This window comes from Corynebacterium sp. 212_CJEI, from assembly GCF_001055915.1.
Classification (GTDB): Bacteria; Actinomycetota; Actinomycetes; order Mycobacteriales; family Mycobacteriaceae; genus Corynebacterium; species Corynebacterium jeikeium_D.
In genome coordinates this window covers 1-20,173 of record NZ_JVPT01000069.1, presented here as the reverse complement: position 1 = coordinate 20,173, position 20,173 = coordinate 1, and the positions used below count along the sequence as shown (strand labels likewise).

Genomic DNA, 20,173 nt, shown 5'->3' with positions numbered 1-20,173 from the left:
ATGTGAAGTCTCGAGACATTGTTCCGGTTATGTCTCGAGGCTTCCTTTATTTTTGTTGCCCGGGGTGGGGTTTAGTTCGTTGTCTTTTTGGTTGTAGTAGATCTTGTCTGAGGTCAGTGTGTAGTGGGCTATGTGTTGCCCCGTGGCGGTGATTTTGATGTCTGCTGTGTTGTCTACGCACATGATGGTGATGGGCTCTCCGGCCCATCGGCGTCCGATATAGAGGCGTCTGAGTTGTCCGCCCCACCGCAGTGTCGTTTTGCCGTTTTTGGCGACTTTGTCGGTGCGCAGGCGGTAGTCATGAGTCTTGTTTCCTGGGCGGGGGTGCGCTTTGGGTAAAGCGTTGTAAGCCTCCGCAGGGGTACATCGGTTGAGTGCTCGGTGGGGGCGTTTGTTGTTGTAGTAGTCGATGATGTCATCGAGTTGTTCGTTGAGGTTGTCGATGTCTCTAGCTTGGGGTCTGTTACGTAGTGCCAGTTTGAGTGTGTAGTGGAATCGTTCAACTTTCCCTTGGGTTTGCGGGTGGTAGGGTTTGCCGTTTTTCTGTTCAATTCCTAGGTCTAGGAGGAGTTGTTCGAAGCCATTGCGTGCTGGGTTGGTGCGGTCGTTGCTGGTTGTGAATGCTCGTCCGTTGTCGGTCAGGGTTGATTGTGGGTAACCGTGGATGGTGGCTGTGTAGGTGAAGGCTTCGATGACGTGGGTAACGGTTGCGCTGTTAAAGGCTTGGCAGTGAAGTACATAGCGTGAGTGGTCGTCGAGGATTGTAAGGATGACGACGCGTTGGTGGCCTGCGATGGTCCAGTCGCTGTAGTCCATTTGCCATGTTTCGTTGGGTTGGTCTGCTTGGAATCGTATCCATGAGCTGCGGGGACGTTTTTGTGGTTGGGGTGTGATGTGTCCGTTGTTTTTGAGGATGCGATGGATCGTTGCTGTTGCTGGCAGTGGGGTTGTGTCTTCTTGCTCGAGGTGCCAGCGGATGGTGTGGGCTCCCGCGTCGGTGCCGCGGTTGGTTAGTTCGTAGCGTAATTGGAGGATGCGGTCGACTACGTCCGGGGCGGTAGCGCGTGGATTTGTATGAGGGCGTTTTGATTTAGGGGTCAGTGCCTCGATGCCGCCTTCGGTGTAGCGCTTTTGTAATGTTCGGATCCAACGCGTTGTCACTCCGAAGTGTTGGGCTGCTTCGGTTTGGGTCATGCCGGTGGCGAGCATGGTTTCGATGATGATTTTCGGAGCTGGTTTCTCCATGGTTTCAGCATGGAGGAACGATGTCGCGAGACATCAGTTTCGGCGTGTTTGGGGCAACTGTGGTGTGTTGCCGGGCACATCGTTTCTCGCCGGAACGATGTGACGAGACATGATGGTTCTCGGCACCGGAACGATCTCATGAGACATGCGGAACGATGTCACCGAACCAGACACCACTGGGGGCACCAAAAGGCCAGGTCAGAGAGTTTTCTGACCTGGCCTTTTGCTATTTGTGCGCGCTACATGCGGATTACGGCAGGACGTTGAACTTCTTGCCGAGGACAAGTGCCGTGTTGAACACCTTCGAGTACAGCTCACGCGGCATCTGCGGCATCGACACCGGGGAAAGACGCTGCACGGTCACTGTCTGCTCATCGGTGTACTTCAGCAGGCCGCCCGCTGCTTGACGACGGCCCACACCCGAATCCTTGAAACCACCCATCGGGGCATCGACAGACGCGAAGGCCGCAGCAAAACCATCGTTGACATTGACAGTGCCGGCCTCAAGCTGTGGAGCCAGCTCCTTTGCGCGACGCGGGGAGGTCCACAGCGAAGCGTTGAGGCCATAACGGGAATCGTTGGACTTGGCGATAGCCTCGTGGACATCCGAGACACGCTGGAGGACTACCACCGGGCCGAATACCTCTTCGGTCAGCAGGGCGACGCCCTCCGGGACGTCGGTAAGCACGGTCGGTTCGTAGAACAGCGGTCCCAGATCCGGGCGAGGACGACCGCCGGCCAGCACGGTGGCGCCGGCCTCGATGGCCTCGTCGACCATGGACTTGACGATGTCGAACTGGCCCTGCGACTGCAGACAGCCCATCTCGGTTTCCCATTCGTAGCCAGCGCCGATGGACATTGCCTTCACGCGGTCGGTGAATGCCGGGACGAATTCGTCCCAGACGGAGTCCACGACATAGATTCGCTCAATGGACACGCACAGGTGACCGGAGTTGGTGAAACAGCCGATGCGTGCGCCCTCGACCGCGCGGTTGATGTTGGCATCTTCGGCGACAATCAACGGGTTCTTGCCGCCGAGCTCCGCGGAGAAACTAATCAGGCGCTCGCCGCACTGCTGCGCCAGCGAGCGGCCGGTCTCGGAGGAGCCGGTGAACATCAGGAAGTCACACTGGCCGACAATGCCCTGGCCGACAACGCGACCGGGACCTGGAATGACCTGGAAGAGATCCTCCGGAAGGCCAGCGCGGTAGAGCAAATCGACAGCGAAGAGAGCAGTAAACGGAGTGGTGCTGTCCGGCTTGAGCACGATGGCGTTACCGGCCATCAGTGCAGCCAGCGCATCGGAAACCGCGAGGGTCAGTGGGTAGTTCCACGGAGCAATCACACCGACGACGCCCTTTGGGTGGTGGTAGACGGTGGTCTTGGAAAGTACCGGGACCGCGCCGTGTGCTCGCTTCGGCTCAAGCAGTTTCGGGCCCTGATTGCCGTAGTAGCGGGCGGTGATAGCGGTGTGTACGAGCTCCTCGTGGGCACTGGCGCGGTTTTTACCGGTCTCGGCCTGCAGCAGGTCCAGCACCTGGTCGCAGTGGGTAAAGAGCAGGTCGTGGAAGTGGTGCAGCACTTCGCCGCGCTTTTCCGGCGCCATGCGGGCCCACTTCTTCTGCGCGGCACGGGCACGCTTGAAGGCCTCGTCGACATCGGCCTGGGTACCGACAGGAATCTGCGCCAGCTCCTGGCCGGTAAATGGTGCCGAGATAGTGGCGGTCTTCGACTTATCAGCTACCGTGACGCGCTGAAGAAGGCGGGCAACGAGCTCGTCGTTAAGCGGATTGCGGATGGTAGTTCGGTTTGTCGTAGCAGTAGATGCTGTCATGGCACAGATACTACTGTTGCGCGGCGCCCCGAGATAGTAAATTTGGCAAAACTACAAAAACTTAGAAAACTTTAGTAAGTAGTCCAGCCCATCCGACGGTTGCGGTCCGGGTCGCGCGGGCCATCGTTGCCGAACTCGAACGGTTCGTGGCCGTCGACATCGCCGTAGCGCATCTCCGGGTCATCATCCAGATCGTCGTCGACGTCGATGTCCGGCTTTTCCTCGGCCAACCGCTTGCCGAGAGTGTCATGCGGAGAAGCGCCCCGCCAGCGGTCCGGCGGATCCATTACATAATTCTCGCCATCACCGGTGAGGAAGTCGCCATCGAGTCCCTCTGAGCCATCGAGCGTGGTCTCGTCGAAATCACCAGTGGTATCCGGATCGTAGTCAAGGCCATCAGACATCTTGACCAACCTCCTGTTTCATAATCACTCATGTGGTGCCCACGCCTGGCGACTGTGAGTTTTTCCGCGATTACAAAATCACCGCCAGCAGGCGAGGAATTACCTTGATACTAACTGTTTTTCAGGGTTGGGAACAATACCTTTACATCGCCCGTTGTAGAAAGTGTAGGCAAACGTAAGCGCGTGTGCCTGAATACAAAACGTAAGAAAAACTGAGAAAAGAAAGAAGGACGACGTGCGCGAAAGCAGCAATCCTGCATTCAGTTCACTTACTAAGACCGTCGCCCGCGGACAGGCGGGCGCACATCACTACGGCCAAGGTCAGATGGGCGCTGGCTACGGGGATAACCCGTACCAGTCGCAGGTTGCCGCCGACTACCGTCCGATGACGGTCGACGATGTCGTTTCCAAGACCGGCATCACGCTGGCAACCATCATCGTTTTGGCTGCGGTCAATTTCTTCATTGCCGTCAGTGTCTCCACCAGCCTGGCCATGATTCTGACCATTGTCGGCGCCATCGGTGGTCTGATTACTGTTTTGGTGTCCACCTTCGGCAAGAAGTACGGCTCCGCGCCGGTTACCCTCACCTACGCGGCCTTCGAGGGGCTCTTCGTCGGTGGCATCAGCTTCATGTTCACCGCTCCAATTCAGGGCGTTGCCGCAGGTGCGCTGATTATGCAGGCAGTGCTGGCCACCCTGGGTGTCTTCATCGGTATGCTCTTCGTCTACAAGTCGGGCGCTATCCGCGTGACCCCGAAGTTCACCCGTTTTATGAGTGCGGCTCTGATTGGTGTCCTGGTCCTCATGCTGGGCAACCTGGTGCTCTCCCTGTTCGGCCTGGGCTTCCCGCTGCGTGACGGCGGCATGCTGTCGATCATCTTCTCGCTGGTCTGCATCGGCCTGGCAGCCTTCAGCTTCCTGATTGACTTCGATCAGGCTGACCGCCTGGTCCGCGCTGGCGCTCCGGCTCAGTACGCCTGGGGTGTCGCCCTCGGCCTGGCTGTGACCCTGGTCTGGCTCTACACCGAGATTCTGCGTCTGCTGTCCTACTTCAGGGACTAAACGCTAGAAAACTAACTAACGCACAAGCGCCGGTTAGCCCGTTATTACGGGTGGCCGGCGCTTTGTTGTTGGCAGTCGACATATTGACCGATCAGGCTGTTCAGTGTGACGTCGTAAAGCGCGTTATTGAAGCGGGAGAGGGCACAAAAAATGGACCGATAGGCCATATGGGCTTCTATCGGTCCAAGAATCGGGCACTGTGGCCCGAAGTTGCCGCCTGGGTTGAGGCGGTCTAACGCCGGGAGCGCTTAGGCGTCCATCTCCGGGTCGTACGGCTCAGCCTTGACCACAGTGACAGACACTTCGTCGCCGCTCGGGGAAGCGTAAGTGCGGGTCTCGCCCTCCTTAGCGCCGACCAGAGCCTTGCCCAGCGGGGAATCGGTGGAGTAGGTCTCCAGGTTCGGGTTGGAGGAGTCAGCGCCACGGGTACCGATGAGGAAGGTCTCGGTGTCGTCTTCGTCGCCGTCGTAGTAGACGTGGACCACGGTGCCGACCAGAGCCACACCGGACTCCTGCGGAATCTCGCCGACGGTGGCGCGCTGGAGCAGGTCTTCGAGGTAGCGGATGCGTGCCTCTTCCTGTCCCTGCTGCTCACGAGCGGCATCGTAGCCGGCGTTTTCCTTCAAGTCGCCCTCTTCGCGGCGCTCGTTAATCTCGGCGGCGATGACCGGGCGGTTTTCATATAGCGCCTCAAGCTCGGCCTTGAGCTTGTCGTAGGACTCCTGGGTGAGCCATGGGCTATTGTTCTTTGCCTCAGTCATGGTTCCTCCTGTGTTTTTGGCTATTTAATACAAAAGCGGCCCCGCGTGGGGCCGTCGGCTGCGTCACAGGATAGCACTGTCACGCCACATGGCAATAACAGGCGCATCGGAGTGTTGTTGCGCACGCTTTACGATGTGCCGTGGAAGCGCATAATCCTCAGTTGCGAAAGGAGGTTACTTCGCAGGTGCGAGGAACTCCGGAATGTCGGTGGAGCAGCCGTAGACATCGCCTGCGACGGCCAGCTCGCGGGTGGCAATGGGGACGTCCATACGCACCGTAGCGGGGCCGCCGCCCGGAATGAATACGTCGCGACGCCCGACCTCTGCCACGTCATAGTTCAGCGCATAGATAATGCAGTAGCTATCCAGCTCCGGCTTTTCGCGGGTGACGTCCAGGGTGAAGATGAACTGCTCATCTTCCTTACCTGGAGTGCGGCTCCAGCCCGCTTGCGTTGCAGAGACATCCGGGGCGGAGACGCGGTTCATCTGAACGAAGATGTATGCGCCGGCGATGACGAGCATGCCAACAATAGCGATGACAACCAATTTTGCGGGGAGAGTGCGACTGTTGTCCCCATAGCGCTCGCGCTGCTCGTTAGGCGCTGCGGTATTTCGGGTGTTTCGCTCCGAACTTTCAGCCATGCTTTTTAGCCTATCGGAGTTCTCAGTCGACGTGGTAAAATGTTGACAGTTAAACAATCTTTCTGGTGTGGCGCGGTGTCCTGCTGCTATGTCGTTCCGCCGAGTAGCGATGCTGCGTGGTCATATGATGGTGCAGCGCTATAGTGGGGCGGTATTGAAACGGTGCTGGAGTAGCATCGTTGCGGTCGAAGGGCTCCGGCCTTGGCCAGAAAACATGGACTGAGATAGTAGCGGGAGTGACTTCAATTGACACTTCGTCTGATGGCAATTCACGCTCATCCTGATGACGAATCGAGCAAGGGCGCCGCAACGATGGCCCGATATGCGGCGGAAGGGCATCGCGTCAAAGTGGTGACCTGCACCGGCGGTGAGGCTGGTAGCATTCTCAACCCGGCGATGGATCGGCCGGAGGTGCGGGAGAATATCGCCGCGGTGCGCGTTCACGAAATGGCTGCAGCCGCTGAGATCCTCGGCGTTGAACATGAGTGGCTCGGCTTTACCGACTCCGGTCTGCCTGCGGGGAACCCGGTGCCGGTGCTGTCGCACGGTGTGTTTGCGCGCCAATCGGTCGAGGATGCGACCAAGCCTCTCATTCGGGCAATCCGCGAGTTCCGTCCGCACGTCGTTATTACTTACGACGAAAACGGTGGTTACCCGCACCCGGACCACATCATGACCCATATCGTGTCCATGCGCGCTTGGCTGGAGTCCGGAACGGATAAGTACCCCGAGCTCGGTGAACCATGGGAGATTTCCAAGCTCTACTACACCCACGGTTTTATCAAGGCGCGCCTCATCGCGCTGGATAACTACTACCGCGACAACGGCTTGGAAAGTCCACTGGCCGAGTCCTTCCGCCGCTGGACTAAGACTCCTGGCGACATCATGACCCGCGTGACCACGCAGGTTGAGTGCGGCGATTACTTCCAGCAGCGGGATCAGGCGCTGCTGGCGCACGCCACGCAGATCGATCCGAACGGGCCATTCTTCGCCGTGCCAGTAGACATTCAGCAGCGCGTTTGGCCGACCGAAGAGTTTGAGCTCGCCCGCACTCGCGTGCAGACCGAGCTGCCAGAGACCGATCTCTTCGCCGGTATCGACCCCGACGCGGAATAGTCCGGAATTAACGCTAAGCTGGAACTCATGATTGAAAGCTTCGACGCCTTGGCGGCTCGCACGACAATTTTCCTGGCGCAGAACCCCACTGGTCCGCGGGGTGCTGACTTCGGTAAGGCCTCTCCTATTGGCCTGCTCATCATTGTCGTTTTGCTCATCGTCATCCTGGCTCTCGGCTGGGATCTCTCGCGGCGCGCGAAGCGCATGGCCGCCCGCCGGAAGTTTGCCGAGGCGCACGGTATGGATCCCTTTGATTCCGAGGCCGTGGATAAAGCGATGGCTGCAGCAGAGCAGCGTCGTGAAGCGGAGTAGTTAGCGTCAAGGCATGTGCGCGCCGCTTGACGACGGGCAATGTGTGCACCCCTGATTGTTTCCCATGTGGCGGGATTTGGAGTTCGAATTGCGGGATTCTAGGCAGTGCGCTACAGTCAAGCACATGCGTATGTGGCGATTTTATTTTTCGAAGGCTCCGGAGGCAGTGACGACCTAGTCACAGCCGGCGGCTAATCGTCACGTCGCCACCAACCGGAGCCAAAGGCAGCAGCCCCAACCAATCGGGGCGCTGCCTTTTGTCGTATCTACAGCCAAAATGCGCAACTAATCACCCAGAGAAAAGAGACCTCAGATGACCCCTCCAACTTCCCTCGAAGCCCCCGCCTCGACCGCGAACCGCCGCGTCGTAGCCTTCCACGACCTGCCCTCCCCAGAAGAGGTCATGGCCAAACAGCCACTGACCCCAAACCTGGTTAACGAGGTAGAGCAGTCGCGACTCGACATCGCTCGCATCATCGCCCGTGAAGACGATCGTCTGCTGGTCGTTGTCGGCCCGTGCTCCATCCACGACCCCGAGGCCGCCATCGACTACGCCCGCCGCCTGAAGGCCACCGCCGATGAGCTCGACGAGGACCTACTGGTCGTCATGCGCGTCTACTTCGAAAAGCCACGCACCACCGTCGGCTGGAAGGGACTCATCAACGACCCCGACCTGGATAGCTCCTTCAAGATCAACAAGGGCTTGCACATGGCCCGCGAGGTACTCATCGAGGTCCTGCGCACCGGCCTGCCCGCCGGCGCCGAATTCCTCGAACCCAACAGCCCGCAGTACATTTCCGACGCCGTCTCCTGGGGCGCGATCGGTGCGCGTACCACGGAGTCGCAGGTCCACCGTCAGCTCGCTTCCGGACTTTCCGTGCCCATCGGCTTCAAGAACGGCACCGACGGCAACGTCCAGGTCGCCGTGGACTCGCTGGTCTCCGCAGCAAACCCGCACTTCTTCTTCGGCATGAACGACCAAGGCCGCGCCGCCGTCGTCGAAACCGCCGGCAACCACAACTGCCACATCATCCTCCGCGGTGGCACCTCCGGCCCGAACTGGGACGAAGAATCGCTTAACGACGCCGAAGCGCGCCTGAACAAGGCCGAGCAAACCGTCAGCATTATGGTGGACGCCTCCCACGCCAATTCCGGAAAATCCGAGGTGCGCCAGGCCGAGGTCGTTGAGGAGCTCGGCAAGCTCATCGGGGGCGGCGACGAGCGCATCACCGGCATCATGATGGAGTCCTTCCTCGAAGCCGGCGCGCAAAAAATTACCGATGGTCGTAAGGGCCTCGTATACGGCAAGTCCGTCACCGATGCGTGCATGGATTGGGAAACCACCGACCGGTTGCTGCGTACGCTTGCGACAGAAGTCCGGAAGCGTCGGCAGGCACGCGACTAAGCACAAAGTGGCCGTGCCCATTGGGTAGGGTTACATATGTGAAAGAAAACCAGCCGTCCTCACTCCGGCGGATCGCCTATCCGCTCTACGAGCGCAAACTAGCCCAAGAGCTAGAAGGAAAACCTCGCCCCAAGCACGTTGCCATCATGGCCGATGGCAACCGCCGCTGGGCGAGGGAGGCTGGCTTCACCGACGTAAGCCACGGCCACCGCGTCGGCTCCCGCAAAATCGCAGAATTCGTCGGCTGGTGCGCCGAGCAGGAAATCGAGCTGGTCACCATCTACCTGCTCTCCACCGAAAACCTCGGGCGCGACCCCGAAGAGCTGGAGTTACTGTTCGACATCATCGCCGACGTCGTCGACGAATTGGCGCAATCGCCTAACGACGTGCGCCTGCGCATGGTCGGCCACCTCGAGCTCCTTCCGGAAAGAATGACCGCCCGGCTACGCCACGACGAAGAAGTCACTGCGAACAACACCGGCATCCAGGTCAACATCGCCGTTGGCTACGGTGGTCGGCAGGAAATCGTCGACGCAGTACGCAGAATCATCCGGGAATCAGTCGCCGAGGGAATCGATGCTTCCGAGCTTGAGGAGCGCATCACCACCGATGCCATTTCTCGCCGCCTCTACACATCCGGACAACCGGACCCCGATCTAGTCATCCGCACTTCCGGAGAACAGCGGCTCAGCGGCTTCCTTCTCTGGCAAACCGCCTACTCCGAGATTTGGTTCACCGATACCTACTGGCCCGAATTCCGCCGCATCGACTTCCTCCGCGCACTTCGAGACTTTTCGCAGCGCTCACGCCGCTTCGGCAAATAACCTCCCTACATCCGGAAAAATTTCCGGATGTTAGAGTTTGCGCATCCGGACCCTCGAAACCTTGTGGTCCCGAGACTTCGTAAGAACTAATGACGCCCGCACTCGAGTGGGCAAAATATTTTCCGTCAGGTTCGGCAAGTTCACCTGCTGCCAAATGCGTCGGGCCACCTCGGCCGCAGCTTCGTCGTCAAGCGTGGCGTAATCCGCGAAGTGCGCGCCCGGAGCGCGAAACGCCGTCTGGCGGAGACTGAGGAAACGATTAATGTACCAGCGTTCGATGTCCGCGCGCGGGGCATCGACGTAGACACTGAAATCGAAAAGATCGGAAATCATCAGCGTCGGGCCCGTCTGCAAAACGTTGAGCCCCTCGAGAATGAGAATGTCCGGACGATCGACATCGACGAACTCATCCGGCACCCGGTCATAGAGCGTGTGCGAATACACCGGCGCCTTCACATGCCGCGCCCCCGACTTCACCGCCGTGACAAACCGCATCAACGCACGCTGATCATACGACTCCGGATACCCCTTGCGCTGCATAATCCCACGGCGATTCAATTCCTCAGAAGGATAGAGGAAGCCATCAGTAGTAACCAAGTCCACCCGCGGATTAGTCTCCCAGCGCTCGAGCAGGACCTGCAGCAAACGCGCCGTCGTTGACTTGCCGACCGCCACCGAACCCGCGACGCCGATAATAAACGGCACCGACGCCCCCTTCGAAGGATTTTCCCCAAGAAAGTTCGACGTTACGGCGTTCAGCTCCCGATGCGCCGCCACACGCATGTGAATCAGACGAGAAAGCGGAAGATAGACCTCGGCGACTTCGTCCAGGTCGATGTTTTCACCGATACCGGAAAGTCGTTCAGCTTCCTCTTCCGTCAGCACCAGAGGCATATTCTTGCGCATTTCGCGCCACTGCTCGCGTTTGAACTCGACGTACGGGCTGGGGGATGTTGCGCGCGTCATACTTCCAATTGTGCCAAGGGGGTGCCGAAAACCGGAAAACGAGTCAATAAAGGGGGCATACCTGAATGGTGCTGCTTTCGTGGTTTGCCCCATAAAGGGCTAGCATGGCCTGTGGCATTGAAGTTTCATTGAAAGGTCGAAAACCTACTCATGACCGGGTCTAACAATAACGATGTCCGCTACCAATCGCTGCGTGAACTCGATCCCGACCTCGCAGAGGCAATGGCAGGGGAGCTCTCTCGTCAGCGTGACATGCTCGAAATGATTGCCAGTGAGAACTTTGTTCCACGTGCAGTGCTGCAAGCTCAGGGCTCGGTTCTGACCAACAAGTACGCCGAAGGCTACCCGGGCCGTCGTTACTACGGTGGCTGCGAATACGTCGACGTCGTCGAGGACATGGCACGCAACCGCGCCAAGGAGCTCTTCGGCGCTGAGTTCGCCAACGTTCAGCCACACGCAGGTGCGCAGGCCAACGCTGCCGTTCTGCATGCGCTAATCAACGCCGGTGACAAGATTATGGGCCTCGACCTGGCACACGGCGGTCACCTGACCCACGGCATGAAGCTGAACTTCTCCGGCAAGCTCTACCACGTCGCCGCATACGGTGTGGACAAGGACACTATGCGGATCGATATGGACAAGGTGCGTGAGCAGGCGCTCGCAGAAAAGCCGGATGTTCTCATCGCAGGTTGGTCGGCGTACCCGCGCCACCTCGACTTCGAAGCTTTCCGTTCCATCGCCGATGAGGTCGGTGCGAAGCTGTGGACGGACATGGCGCACTTCGCAGGCCTGGTTGCCGCCGGTCTGCACCCGTCGCCGGTTCCGCATTCTGACGTTGTGTCGACCACCGTTCACAAAACCCTCGGTGGTCCACGTTCGGGCATGATTTTGGCCAAGCAGGAGTACGCCAAGAAGCTGAACTCCGCTGTTTTCCCGGGGCAGCAGGGTGGCCCGCTGATGCACGCCATCGCCGGCAAGGCCGTGGCGCTGAAGATTGCTGGTACCGAGGAGTTCAAGGAGCGCCAGGAGCGCACTCTCGCTGGTGCCCGCATTCTGGCTGAGCGTCTCACCGCTTCCGACTGCGCCGAGGCTGGCGTCGATGTTCTCACTGGCGGCACCGATGTCCACCTGGTTCTGGCGGATCTGCGCAATTCTGAGATGAACGGCCAGGAGGCCGAGGATCTGCTCCACGCTGTTGGCATTACCGTCAACCGCAATGCTGTTCCGTTTGACCCGCGTCCTCCGATGGTTACATCCGGACTTCGTATCGGTACTCCGGCGCTGGCCACCCGTGGTCTCGACGAGAAGGCCTTCACCGAGGTCGCCGATGTCATCGGTACTGCTCTCGCCGCCGGCAAGAATGCGGATGTTGACTCCCTGCGTGCTCGTGTTTCGAAGATTGCTCAGGAATTCCCGCTTTACGACGGCATCGAGGACTGGAACCTCATCTAATTCTGCGTTTTTGCAGCGCAAGTACCCGTTCTAGCAGTGCGCTAGGACGGGTTTTCCCGTACATCCGGGTTTTGGTCCGGAGGTGGTGGCTCCGGCCCGAGCTGTTTCGTCGTGCCTGCCCGGTATCCGGCGTAGGACCTCCCGGACATTGATGTCACGAATGAGTTGCTAAACAGCGGCGGCCGAGTCTTGTCAGGTGGGCGCCATCGAATATGTCCGGATGTGGGGATGCGTTCGAGGTGGCCGTTGCGTCCTTCCCGGTCGTCGTCGTTAAGCCCGTTGTGTTCGCGGCAGACCATGGTGAGGTTGTCCAGCGTGGTTGTGCCGCCGTGTTTGTGGGCGACTAGGTGGTGCGCTTGTCCGCTATAGGCGGGGCGTTCACAGCCGGGCCAGGCGCAGATGGGGTTGTCGATGAGCATCGCGATGCGCTGCTCTTCAGTCGCCAGGCGGGGGTTGCCGATGGGAAATAAGTCCGTAATGGCGCTGTGTTCGTCGTAAAGCACGGCCCACCCGGTGTCGGCGAGTAGGGCGTTGAGGAAGACGTCGGGGGCGAGCGCGGAGCCGTTGGTGGTGGCGGCGAAGCGCGGGCTGTAGTCGATGAGGTCTTGTGCGGTGATGATGATGGCGGGTTGGTAGCGCATTTCATCGAGCTTATCGACGGGCATTGCGGCATCGGCATGCTCGAGGCGCTCGGCAAGCGCTTGGCCGACGCAGCGGTCGTGGGAAAACTCCGGATGGGACTTCCGGATTTCTGCGGCACGGATGGTAAGCGGCGACAGGAGATTGTCGAGCATGTCCGAGGGACCGGAGATGTGGAAGTGCTTCATTCCCCGGATGTCTACCTTCCGGGAAAATCGGGCGCGTAGGTGCTGGGGTGGCTCGTCTTCGGTGTTGAGCTCGGTGAGAGTTTCCCGCATGTAGAGATCGAGTTCTTCGAAGCCGAGGCGTTCGGCGGCAGCGACGAATGTGAGGCGGAGGTTGTCGTGGAGTTCGGCGTTGTTGGCTTGGCGGCTGCGCTTGTCGATAAGCACGCAGGTGTCTAGGCTGAGCCCGAGTCGGCGGGCCAGAGCGGTGGCATCTTCGCGGGCTTTGGTGTTTTCCTCGGTGTCAGCGGGTTGGAGATAGTGGGCGGCGACGCGTAGCAAAAGCCGGAGGCGCGCCGGGTCAAGGCCGAGGGTTGCCGCCAAGTGGGAGGTGGCGTCGTGGCCGTCGGGACGCGCGGCGTGGAGTTCCGCCAGCGTGTCCATTCCGCGCGAGGCCAGTGCGGCGAGCGTCCCAAGAACTGTCATGCCTTTGAAGGTAAAAGTCCGGATGTAGGGGGGACAACGCCTATGGGGGCAGGCTGTGGATAAGTCAGCTGGTTTAGCAGTTATCCACATCCGGACTTTTCACCGCGCAAAACGCAGCGCAGCTGCACCGCCGTACCGCCGCACCACGCGCTGCCGTCTGTTACGCCCCGAAGTCACGCAGGGCGCTGCCGGTGAGGCGGAAGGTGTCCCATTCGTCCATGGGGAAGGCGCCGAGGGAGCGGTAGAAATCGATGGAGGGTTGATTCCACTTCAGGACGCACCACTCGACACGTGAGTAGCCTCGCTCCACGGCAATTCGCGCGAGGTTCTGCAGCAGTGCTTTGCCCTTGCCGGTGCCGCGTGCCTCGGGGCGGACGTAGAGGTCTTCGAGGTAGATGCCGTGGGTGCCTTCCCAGGTGGAGTAGTTGAGGAACCACAGTGCAATGCCGTCGAGGCGCGGGCTGCCTCCAACACCGCCATCACCGCCACCAACACCGCCATCACCGCCACCGGCGCCGTCGTCCAAATTTCCGGATGTGGAGTCGACGACGTGGCAGAAAATCGCAGGGTTGTCCCCGAAGAGCTGTTCGCGCAGGCGCTCGGGGGTCAGTCGGACGGCATCGGGTTCTTTTTCGTAGGCCGCCAGGTCTTTGATGAGGTCGACGATCTCGTGGACGTCGTCAGGCGTGGCGGGGCGTGGAAGTGTCATGTGTCCCTTGTTACTCGCGGCGAGTGATTTGGTGCAAAAGTGCGTCCGAGGCGGGGGAGATTGCGATAACCTGCGAGGTTATGAGCAACGTTACTCAAGACTTTTCCGACGGCATTCTAGCCATCACCATCGACCGCCCGGATGCCTATAACTCCCTGGATAAGAATCTCCGCTTGGAGCTGAAAGCCGCTTTTGAGCGTGCGCAGGAGCCGGATGTGCGCGCTGTTATCCTGCTCGGCGGGCCGAAGGCGTTTTGTACGGGCCAGGATTTGAAGGAGCACATTTCTGACCTGCAGTCCGGCGCCGGCATGGGCAAGGTTGTCGAGGAGTACAACCCGATGGTCGCGGAGCTGACCGCGATTAACGTTCCGGTTATTGCAGCTATCGAAGGTGCTGCGGCGGGTGCCGGCTGGTCGTTGGCGCTGCACTGTGATTTCCGTATCGCGGGCCCGAAGGCGTCGTTCAAGGCGGCGTTCCCGTCGATTGGCCTGGCCACGGACTGTGGCATGTCGGCGCTGCTGCCGCGCATGGTCAGTGACGCGAAGGCGCGTGAGCTGTTGTTCTTCGATAAGAAGGTGCTTGCCGACGAAGCCCTGAGCCTCGGCCTGGTCACTGAAGTGGTGGATAATCCAGCGACTCGGGCACGTGAGTTGGCTGCCCAGTTTGCGGCGGGGCCGACGGCCGCGCTGAAGGAGATTAAGGCTCTGCTGCGCCGGGATACCTTGTCTGCCGCTGCGGCGGAGGCGGACGCGCAGGCTCGTTTGGCGGTCTCGGCCGACCATAAGGAAGCGGTGGCCGCGTTCTTGGAGAAGCGACCACCGCATTTCGTAGGTGAGTAAGGCAGATACCTGGAGTGGCAGGGGAGAGGTAGTAGTGAAGAACTACTGCTCTTCCTGTGCTCCTAGTACTTCACTGGTGAGTTCTGGGTGATCTCCCAGCTCACCGGAAACCTCGTCAGGGTGCTTGGATAGGCTGACCAGCGAGACCGCCAGACCGCCCCAGATGACGATGATGAACAGTGCCATCATGACAATTGCGATACCGGACATTTGGCTTAAACCTCCTCGGTTTCCGGAGTGTGCTTGCGTGGCAGGTGTGAGGACCGCTTGAAATCTGGCGTCACACCGAAGTCCGAGCCCGGAGGGCCATCGAGACGGTGTTGGCCGCGCCAAGGCAGGATGGCCATAATCAGAGCGCCGATGAGAATCACGCCGATGACACCCCAGCCAAAGATGTCGATTTGGGTGTCGGAGTAGCCTTCGTAGTTTTCCTGGAAAAGTCCAATGAGCTCCTGGAACAGGATGACGGCGAGAATGACCGGCGTGATGTTTCCGACGAAGATCTGCCACATGGTGCCGACCTTGAACGAGGACACGGCGTTGAGGTGCATGGCGAACTCGTTGGTGCGGCGCAGGATCCAGTCGATTGCGATGATGGTCAGCAGTGCAACCAGGACGATACCGACGTTGTTGGTGAACTTATCTACGATGTCGAGGGTTACCAGACCTGAGGTGGTCGGGAAGGCCAGCAGCGAGATGACGGCCATGGCGCCACCGACGGTGAGGGTGGCCTGGACGCGGCCGAGGTTCAGCTTGTCCTTTACTGCGGAGACGACGACCTCGAGCAGCGACATCAGGGAGGTCACACCGGCGATTGCCAGGGAGAGGAAGAACAGTAGCCCGAAGACCGAACCGATGACCTTTGGCATCTCAGAGATGACCGTCGGGAATGCGATGAAGGCAAGACCAATACCGGAGGTTGCGACCTCGTCAACGGCCTGACCCGACTGCGCTGCCATGAAGCCCAGGGTGGCGAAGACGCCGATACCGGCGAGAACCTCGAAGGAGGAGTTTGCGAACGCGGTGACCAGGCCGGAACCGGTGAGGTTCGTGCGTGGCTTCAGGTAGGAGGCGTAGGTCAGCATAATGCCGAAGGCCACGGACAGGGAGAAGAAGATCTGGCCGTAGGCGGCAATCCATACGCTGGAGTCAGTCAGTGCGGACCAGTCTGGGGTGAAGAATGCATCCAGGCCCTTTGCAGCGCCGTCGAGCGTCAGGGAGTAGATGACCACTGCGACGAAGAGGATGGTCAACAGCGGGATGAAGATAATCGAGACCTTGCCGATGCCCTTGTCCACACCAGCGGCCAGAATGCCGATGACGAGTACCCAGACAATGAGCAGGACGATGGAAATCGAGGGGACGAAGTCCAGAGAGAAGACGCTCTCGGTGTCTACTTGGAGGAAGTCCTTCATGAAGTGGGTCTCGGCATCTGGGCCCCAGCTCTTGCGGATGGACTTCCAGGCGTAGATGAAGGACCACGCGATAATAACGGCGTAGTAGACGGTAATGAAGAAGGCGATACCGACCTGAATCCAGCCAATTGGCTCAGCCCAGGGCTTGATGCGACGCATCGACTTCGGTGCGGACCCGCGGAAGCGGTGTCCGATGGCGAAGTCGAGGAAGAGCAGTGGGATACCTGCGGTCAGAAGTGCGACCAGGTAGGGGATAAGGAAAGCGCCACCGCCGGAGTCATACGCGACATAGGGGAAACGCCAGATGTTTCCAAGCCCGACTGCCGAGCCGATAGCGGCGAAAATGAAGGCTGCTCGGGTGGAAAACACCTCCCTTCGCTGAGGGGTAGCGGTCGAGTTGGTTGTGCTCATACCTCTGGAACTCCAATCCTTCATCTCCGGTCACGCGCTCGCGCGGCCTAGGAGGGAATTTGGTGAAGTGCATCACCATTACCTAACAGAATCTTAGTATATGAGATGGGTATCTCATTGTATAGTTTCGGTTTTGTAGGGGGTAATGTTTTTAGTGGGGGTGTGGCACGGGGGGAAGGGAGCTCTAATCAAGCCTCGTAAATAATCGCCAGCCACCTACTTTGAGGTATGCAAAAACCCCGCCAGGAAGACCTGACGGGGTGTGGGGGCGAATCGGCTAGGCCGACGTGCGCTGTTTACTCTGCGCCGCCCTTGGCGATACGACGGAAGATGATCTCCTTCATGATCTCGTTGGTGCCACCGTAAATGGTCTGGACCTTGGAGTCGAGGTAGTGAGTGGAGATTGGGTACTCGAGCATGAAGCCGTAGCCGCCGAACATCTGCAGGCAGCGGGTAACGATGTCCTGCTGCTCCTCGGTGGTCCAGTACTTGGCCATGGAAGCACCGGTCTCGTCCAGCTGGCCAGCGTTGTGGGCCATAACGGCCTGGTCAACGAAAGCCTGCAGGGCGGTGACGCGGGTGGCGATGTCAGCCAGGTAGTGGCCGTGGACCTGGTGCTGGATAATCGGGCGACCGAATGCCTCGCGCTCCTGAGCGTACTTGTAAGCCAGGGTCCAGGCGCGGCGGGAAGTTGCGACAGAGCCGCAAGCCAGGGTCAGGCGCTCGTGAGCGAGGTTGGTGCGCAGGTAGCCGAAGGCAGCGCCCTCTTCGCCGAGCAGGTTCTCGGCCGGAACGCGGACGTTGTCGAAGTTGAGCTCAGCGGTGTCCTGAGCCTTCAGGCCGACCTTCTGCAGCGGGCCGGCCTTGGTGAAGCCCTCGAGATCAGCGTCGACGATGAACATGGAGACGCCAGCGCGGCCCTTGGATGGGTCGGTGATAGCTGCGACGAGAGCGAAGTCGGCCATCATGCCGTTGGAGATGAAGATCTTGGTGCCGTTGAGGACGTAGTGGTCGCCGTCCTTCTTGGCGAAGGTGCGCATACCTGCCAGGTCAGAACCGGCGCCCGGCTCGGTCATAGCGAGGCAGCCGATGGTGTCGCCGGCGTTCATGGAAGCCAGGTACTTCTGCTTCTGCTCTTCGTTACCGAACTTGGCCAGGTACGGAGCGACCAGGTCGTTGAGAACGCCGAAGGAAACGACGATGGAGCCACAGTCAGCGTTGGAGAGCTCCTCGTTCAGGACCTGGTTGTAGCGGAAGTCCATCTCTCCGCCGCCGCCGTATGCCTCCGGAGTGGACATACCAATCAGACCGAGCTCGCCGGCCTTCTTGAAGACCTCGCGATCCGGCTGGCCTTCCTTGTGCCAGCGCTCTACGTTCGGGGTGATTTCCTTCTCGACGAAGCCGCGAACCATGTCGCGGAACATGTTGTGCTCTTCTTCGAAGTGAGTACGGGGCAGAAAGTCCTTCATGACATGCTCCTAGAAATATTGTCGTGGAATTTTTGTCTTAAGGCCTTTTCGTACGTCGCAGATAAACGCTGCAGATAAACGCGATGGCCTCGGTTCATCGTCATAGTGACTATGACTGTTGTACCCCATTATGCATGAGTGTGATGAGAGACACTTGTTTTTTTAAAAGTTTTTTCCCGATTGGTGATGTGGAATCGCTTGACGACGGATATTGCGCCCAGCCTTCCCGGAAAACTACCCCCGTTGCGGTTGGGGGTTGCTATTGAATTCGGACTATCGCCGACGGTCGGCAATATTAGGTAATGCTAACCTACAAAGCCAGGTGGATGGCTATTTTTGTCATGTCTGCCAGTCGGGCCGCTGGGACTTTGGGTGGAGAGTGTAAGCGTTTGAGATGGCCGTCATGGGGGTGATTAACGAAACATTCTCGTTTTCTTATTTCCATTAGTGCTGGTGGTCGTTAGTATGAGCATCAGGTGGAGACCGGTTCCCTTGATTATCCGAGCTTCTTCCACTGCAGTCATAGCAACCTCCAATTGCACTCGAAAAAATGACGCGACCCGTGCGCCGTCCCTGTGGAATGGACAGCGAGCAGGTCGCGTCATTTTTTTTATTGCTGCGATTAGGCGCTAGTCGGGGGTTAAGTAAAGAAAAGTGTGTCTTTTCCGGGCGTGTTGCGGTTATTTGATCCAGCCTTTTTGGATGCCGAGGTTGTGTTGGTAGCTGGTGTCGATGGCGGTGTCGTATTCTGCTGGTGCACCGATGTCATTGGTAGTGGCTGTGGTGTTGTGGGTGATCAGGTCTGTTGCTGTGGAAAGTGCGTCTTGACCCCATCGTTGGTCCCTGGCGATCTTGACCGGATCGTCAGGGACTTCTGTATGTAGATACAGCCACCAATCCATCACTGTGCGTTGATGCGGTAGTGATAGTCCGCGGTGTCTGCGGGCTAGTTCTTTTATGGGGGCGTTGATGCCACCTTCGAGGCTGTTTGTTGTTGCTGCAAGGTTGTCGGGGTCGATGGTTGTTGGTGGGGGTTGCAGGTAGGTAAACAGCAGGTCTCTGCGGTGCAGAGATAGCAATGATTGATAGGCCGCTCGGACGCGTTGGTGGGTGTAGACCTTGGTGTAGGCGCCGGTAGCAGGGTCTTTGATGGTGGTTTTCTCGTTCATCCATTCCCGGTAGGTGTGGTCGAATTCGTGCAGGTGGGCGACCCATGTGGATGCTTGGTCAAGGTCGGTGATGCGAGTGAGTTTCAGGGCTAGGCGGTAGAGGGTTTTGCCGGCATCGGTGCGGGGGTTGCTGGTGGTGTGGCGGCGGACTGTTCGTTGGGCGTGGACGAGGCAGCGTTGGATGCGTGTTGTTGGCCAGCAGTGGTGGATGGCTGATTGGGCACCTTGTCCGCCGTCTGTGACTGCGATTAGTGGTGCGGCAATGGGGCGTAGGAGTTCGGTGTAGGCGGCGGTGGTTTCGTGTCTGGCCCAGGTCCAGTTGATGACGTGGGTTTTACTGGCTGCGATCAGGAGGCATCCGGACTTTAGATAGGTCGCGTCGAGGAAGATTTGGTCATGGATGCGGAATGAGTCGATGGTGGGTGTGGGGATGATCCACCAGCACCATCGGAATCGGTGGTGCATGGTTTGCCTGGTTACGCCATGGTGTGCGGCGAAGGTGGTTAGAGATTGGGTGCCGGTGGCCCATTGGATGAACAAAGCCATGGTGGCGGTGTTTTTGTTGTGGGTTTGGGTGTTGCGGGTAAAGGAGTGTCCGCAGTGGGTGCAGCGCCAACGGGTGGTTGATTTGCTGGTGGTGCCGTTTTTCTTTGTGTTGTTGCCGCATAGTGGGCAGCTGGGGCGGTTGGTGGTCATCCTTTAATCCAACCGGTGTGCGGTTAGCACAAATGTGGCCGGAGGTGCGGGATGGTGTGGGTAATAGCTTTCGGGGAGCTATTCTTTGGTGATTTGTGGTGTGTGGTCTGGGGTTATGGTGGCATGCGGACACACTTTTCTTTACTTAACCC

Annotated in this window: 19 protein-coding genes; 7 read left to right on the top strand and 12 right to left on the bottom strand. The window is 59.1% G+C overall.

Features of this window, described 5'->3' with window-relative positions; genetic code table 11:
• Positions 1-27 precede the first annotated feature (27 nt).
• From ADB02_RS09020 to ADB02_RS09010, 3 genes are all read right to left on the bottom strand, one after another.
• The gene (locus ADB02_RS09020; protein ID WP_049190698.1) at positions 28-1,245 is read right to left on the bottom strand and encodes an IS481 family transposase; all 1,218 of its coding nucleotides are present in this window, start codon (positions 1,243-1,245) and stop codon (positions 28-30) included.
• A gap of 250 nt (positions 1,246-1,495) precedes the next feature.
• Positions 1,496-3,079, bottom strand: coding sequence for a succinic semialdehyde dehydrogenase (locus ADB02_RS09015; protein ID WP_049190697.1), 1,584 nt, complete (start codon positions 3,077-3,079; stop codon positions 1,496-1,498).
• 71 nt (positions 3,080-3,150) lie between these two features.
• Entirely contained in the window at positions 3,151-3,483 is a 333-nt protein-coding gene (locus tag ADB02_RS09010) for a hypothetical protein (RefSeq protein WP_048733964.1), read from the bottom strand.
• 235 nt (positions 3,484-3,718) lie between these two features.
• Between ADB02_RS09010 and ADB02_RS09005 the strand changes: the two genes are divergently transcribed.
• Positions 3,719-4,546, top strand: coding sequence for a Bax inhibitor-1/YccA family protein (locus ADB02_RS09005; protein ID WP_048733966.1), 828 nt, complete (start codon positions 3,719-3,721; stop codon positions 4,544-4,546).
• A 248-nt stretch (positions 4,547-4,794) separates the two neighbouring features.
• Here the strand turns inward: ADB02_RS09005 and greA are convergent, their stop codons facing one another.
• Both greA and ADB02_RS08995 read right to left on the bottom strand, forming a co-directional pair.
• Positions 4,795-5,307 (bottom strand): transcription elongation factor GreA, encoded by a 513-nt coding sequence (gene greA, locus ADB02_RS09000; RefSeq protein WP_048733968.1) that lies wholly within the window; start codon positions 5,305-5,307, stop codon positions 4,795-4,797.
• A 174-nt stretch (positions 5,308-5,481) separates the two neighbouring features.
• Positions 5,482-5,949 carry a DUF4307 domain-containing protein gene (locus tag ADB02_RS08995; protein WP_038626188.1) on the bottom strand — a complete coding sequence of 156 codons (468 nt, stop codon included), beginning with the start codon at positions 5,947-5,949 and terminating at the stop codon, positions 5,482-5,484.
• Positions 5,950-6,210: 261 nt separating this feature from the next.
• Between ADB02_RS08995 and mca the strand changes: the two genes are divergently transcribed.
• The 4 genes from mca to ADB02_RS08975 all read left to right on the top strand — a co-directional run bounded on the left by mca (position 6,211) and on the right by ADB02_RS08975 (position 9,606).
• Positions 6,211-7,065 carry a mycothiol conjugate amidase Mca gene (gene mca, locus ADB02_RS08990; RefSeq protein ID WP_049190700.1) on the top strand — a complete coding sequence of 285 codons (855 nt, stop codon included), beginning with the start codon at positions 6,211-6,213 and terminating at the stop codon, positions 7,063-7,065.
• A gap of 27 nt (positions 7,066-7,092) precedes the next feature.
• On the top strand, positions 7,093-7,377 hold the full coding sequence (locus ADB02_RS08985) for a hypothetical protein (protein ID WP_048733974.1): 285 nt from the start codon (positions 7,093-7,095) through the stop codon (positions 7,375-7,377).
• A 313-nt stretch (positions 7,378-7,690) separates the two neighbouring features.
• Positions 7,691-8,782, top strand: a complete 1,092-nt coding sequence (locus tag ADB02_RS08980; RefSeq protein ID WP_049190695.1) for a 3-deoxy-7-phosphoheptulonate synthase — start codon at positions 7,691-7,693, stop codon at positions 8,780-8,782.
• A gap of 38 nt (positions 8,783-8,820) precedes the next feature.
• Positions 8,821-9,606 carry an isoprenyl transferase gene (locus tag ADB02_RS08975; RefSeq protein WP_016423188.1) on the top strand — a complete coding sequence of 262 codons (786 nt, stop codon included), beginning with the start codon at positions 8,821-8,823 and terminating at the stop codon, positions 9,604-9,606.
• A gap of 30 nt (positions 9,607-9,636) precedes the next feature.
• Here ADB02_RS08975 and coaA read toward each other — a convergent pair whose 3' ends face one another.
• Entirely contained in the window at positions 9,637-10,572 is a 936-nt protein-coding gene (coaA, locus tag ADB02_RS08970) for a type I pantothenate kinase (protein WP_038626177.1), read from the bottom strand.
• A 150-nt stretch (positions 10,573-10,722) separates the two neighbouring features.
• On the opposite strand from coaA, the gene glyA reads away from it, so the two are divergent.
• Entirely contained in the window at positions 10,723-12,024 is a 1,302-nt protein-coding gene (gene glyA, locus ADB02_RS08965) for a serine hydroxymethyltransferase (protein ID WP_005510713.1), read from the top strand.
• A gap of 41 nt (positions 12,025-12,065) precedes the next feature.
• Here glyA and ADB02_RS08960 read toward each other — a convergent pair whose 3' ends face one another.
• Together ADB02_RS08960 and ADB02_RS08955 are read right to left on the bottom strand one after the other, a co-directional pair.
• Positions 12,066-13,313, bottom strand: a complete 1,248-nt coding sequence (locus ADB02_RS08960; protein WP_241482448.1) for an HNH endonuclease signature motif containing protein — start codon at positions 13,311-13,313, stop codon at positions 12,066-12,068.
• Positions 13,314-13,473: 160 nt separating this feature from the next.
• Complete coding sequence (locus ADB02_RS08955; RefSeq protein WP_049190692.1) at positions 13,474-14,022, bottom strand: GNAT family N-acetyltransferase; 549 nt, start codon at positions 14,020-14,022, stop codon at positions 13,474-13,476.
• 80 nt (positions 14,023-14,102) lie between these two features.
• On the opposite strand from ADB02_RS08955, the gene ADB02_RS08950 reads away from it, so the two are divergent.
• Entirely contained in the window at positions 14,103-14,861 is a 759-nt protein-coding gene (locus ADB02_RS08950; RefSeq protein WP_048733985.1) for an enoyl-CoA hydratase-related protein, read from the top strand.
• 42 nt (positions 14,862-14,903) lie between these two features.
• Here ADB02_RS08950 and metS read toward each other — a convergent pair whose 3' ends face one another.
• From metS to ADB02_RS08930, 4 genes are all read right to left on the bottom strand, one after another.
• Positions 14,904-15,071: a methionine/alanine import NSS transporter subunit MetS gene (metS, locus tag ADB02_RS08945; RefSeq protein ID WP_048733989.1), complete on the bottom strand. Its 168-nt coding sequence runs from the start codon at positions 15,069-15,071 to the stop codon at positions 14,904-14,906.
• A 5-nt stretch (positions 15,072-15,076) separates the two neighbouring features.
• A complete protein-coding gene (locus ADB02_RS08940) occupies positions 15,077-16,687 on the bottom strand; it encodes a sodium-dependent transporter (protein ID WP_049190690.1) in 1,611 nt (536 codons plus the stop codon).
• Positions 16,688-16,983: 296 nt separating this feature from the next.
• Positions 16,984-18,156 (bottom strand): acyl-CoA dehydrogenase family protein, encoded by a 1,173-nt coding sequence (locus ADB02_RS08935; protein WP_048759734.1) that lies wholly within the window; start codon positions 18,154-18,156, stop codon positions 16,984-16,986.
• A gap of 680 nt (positions 18,157-18,836) precedes the next feature.
• Entirely contained in the window at positions 18,837-20,021 is a 1,185-nt protein-coding gene (locus ADB02_RS08930; RefSeq protein WP_011018353.1) for an IS256-like element IS3503 family transposase, read from the bottom strand.
• Positions 20,022-20,173: the final 152 nt, after the last annotated feature.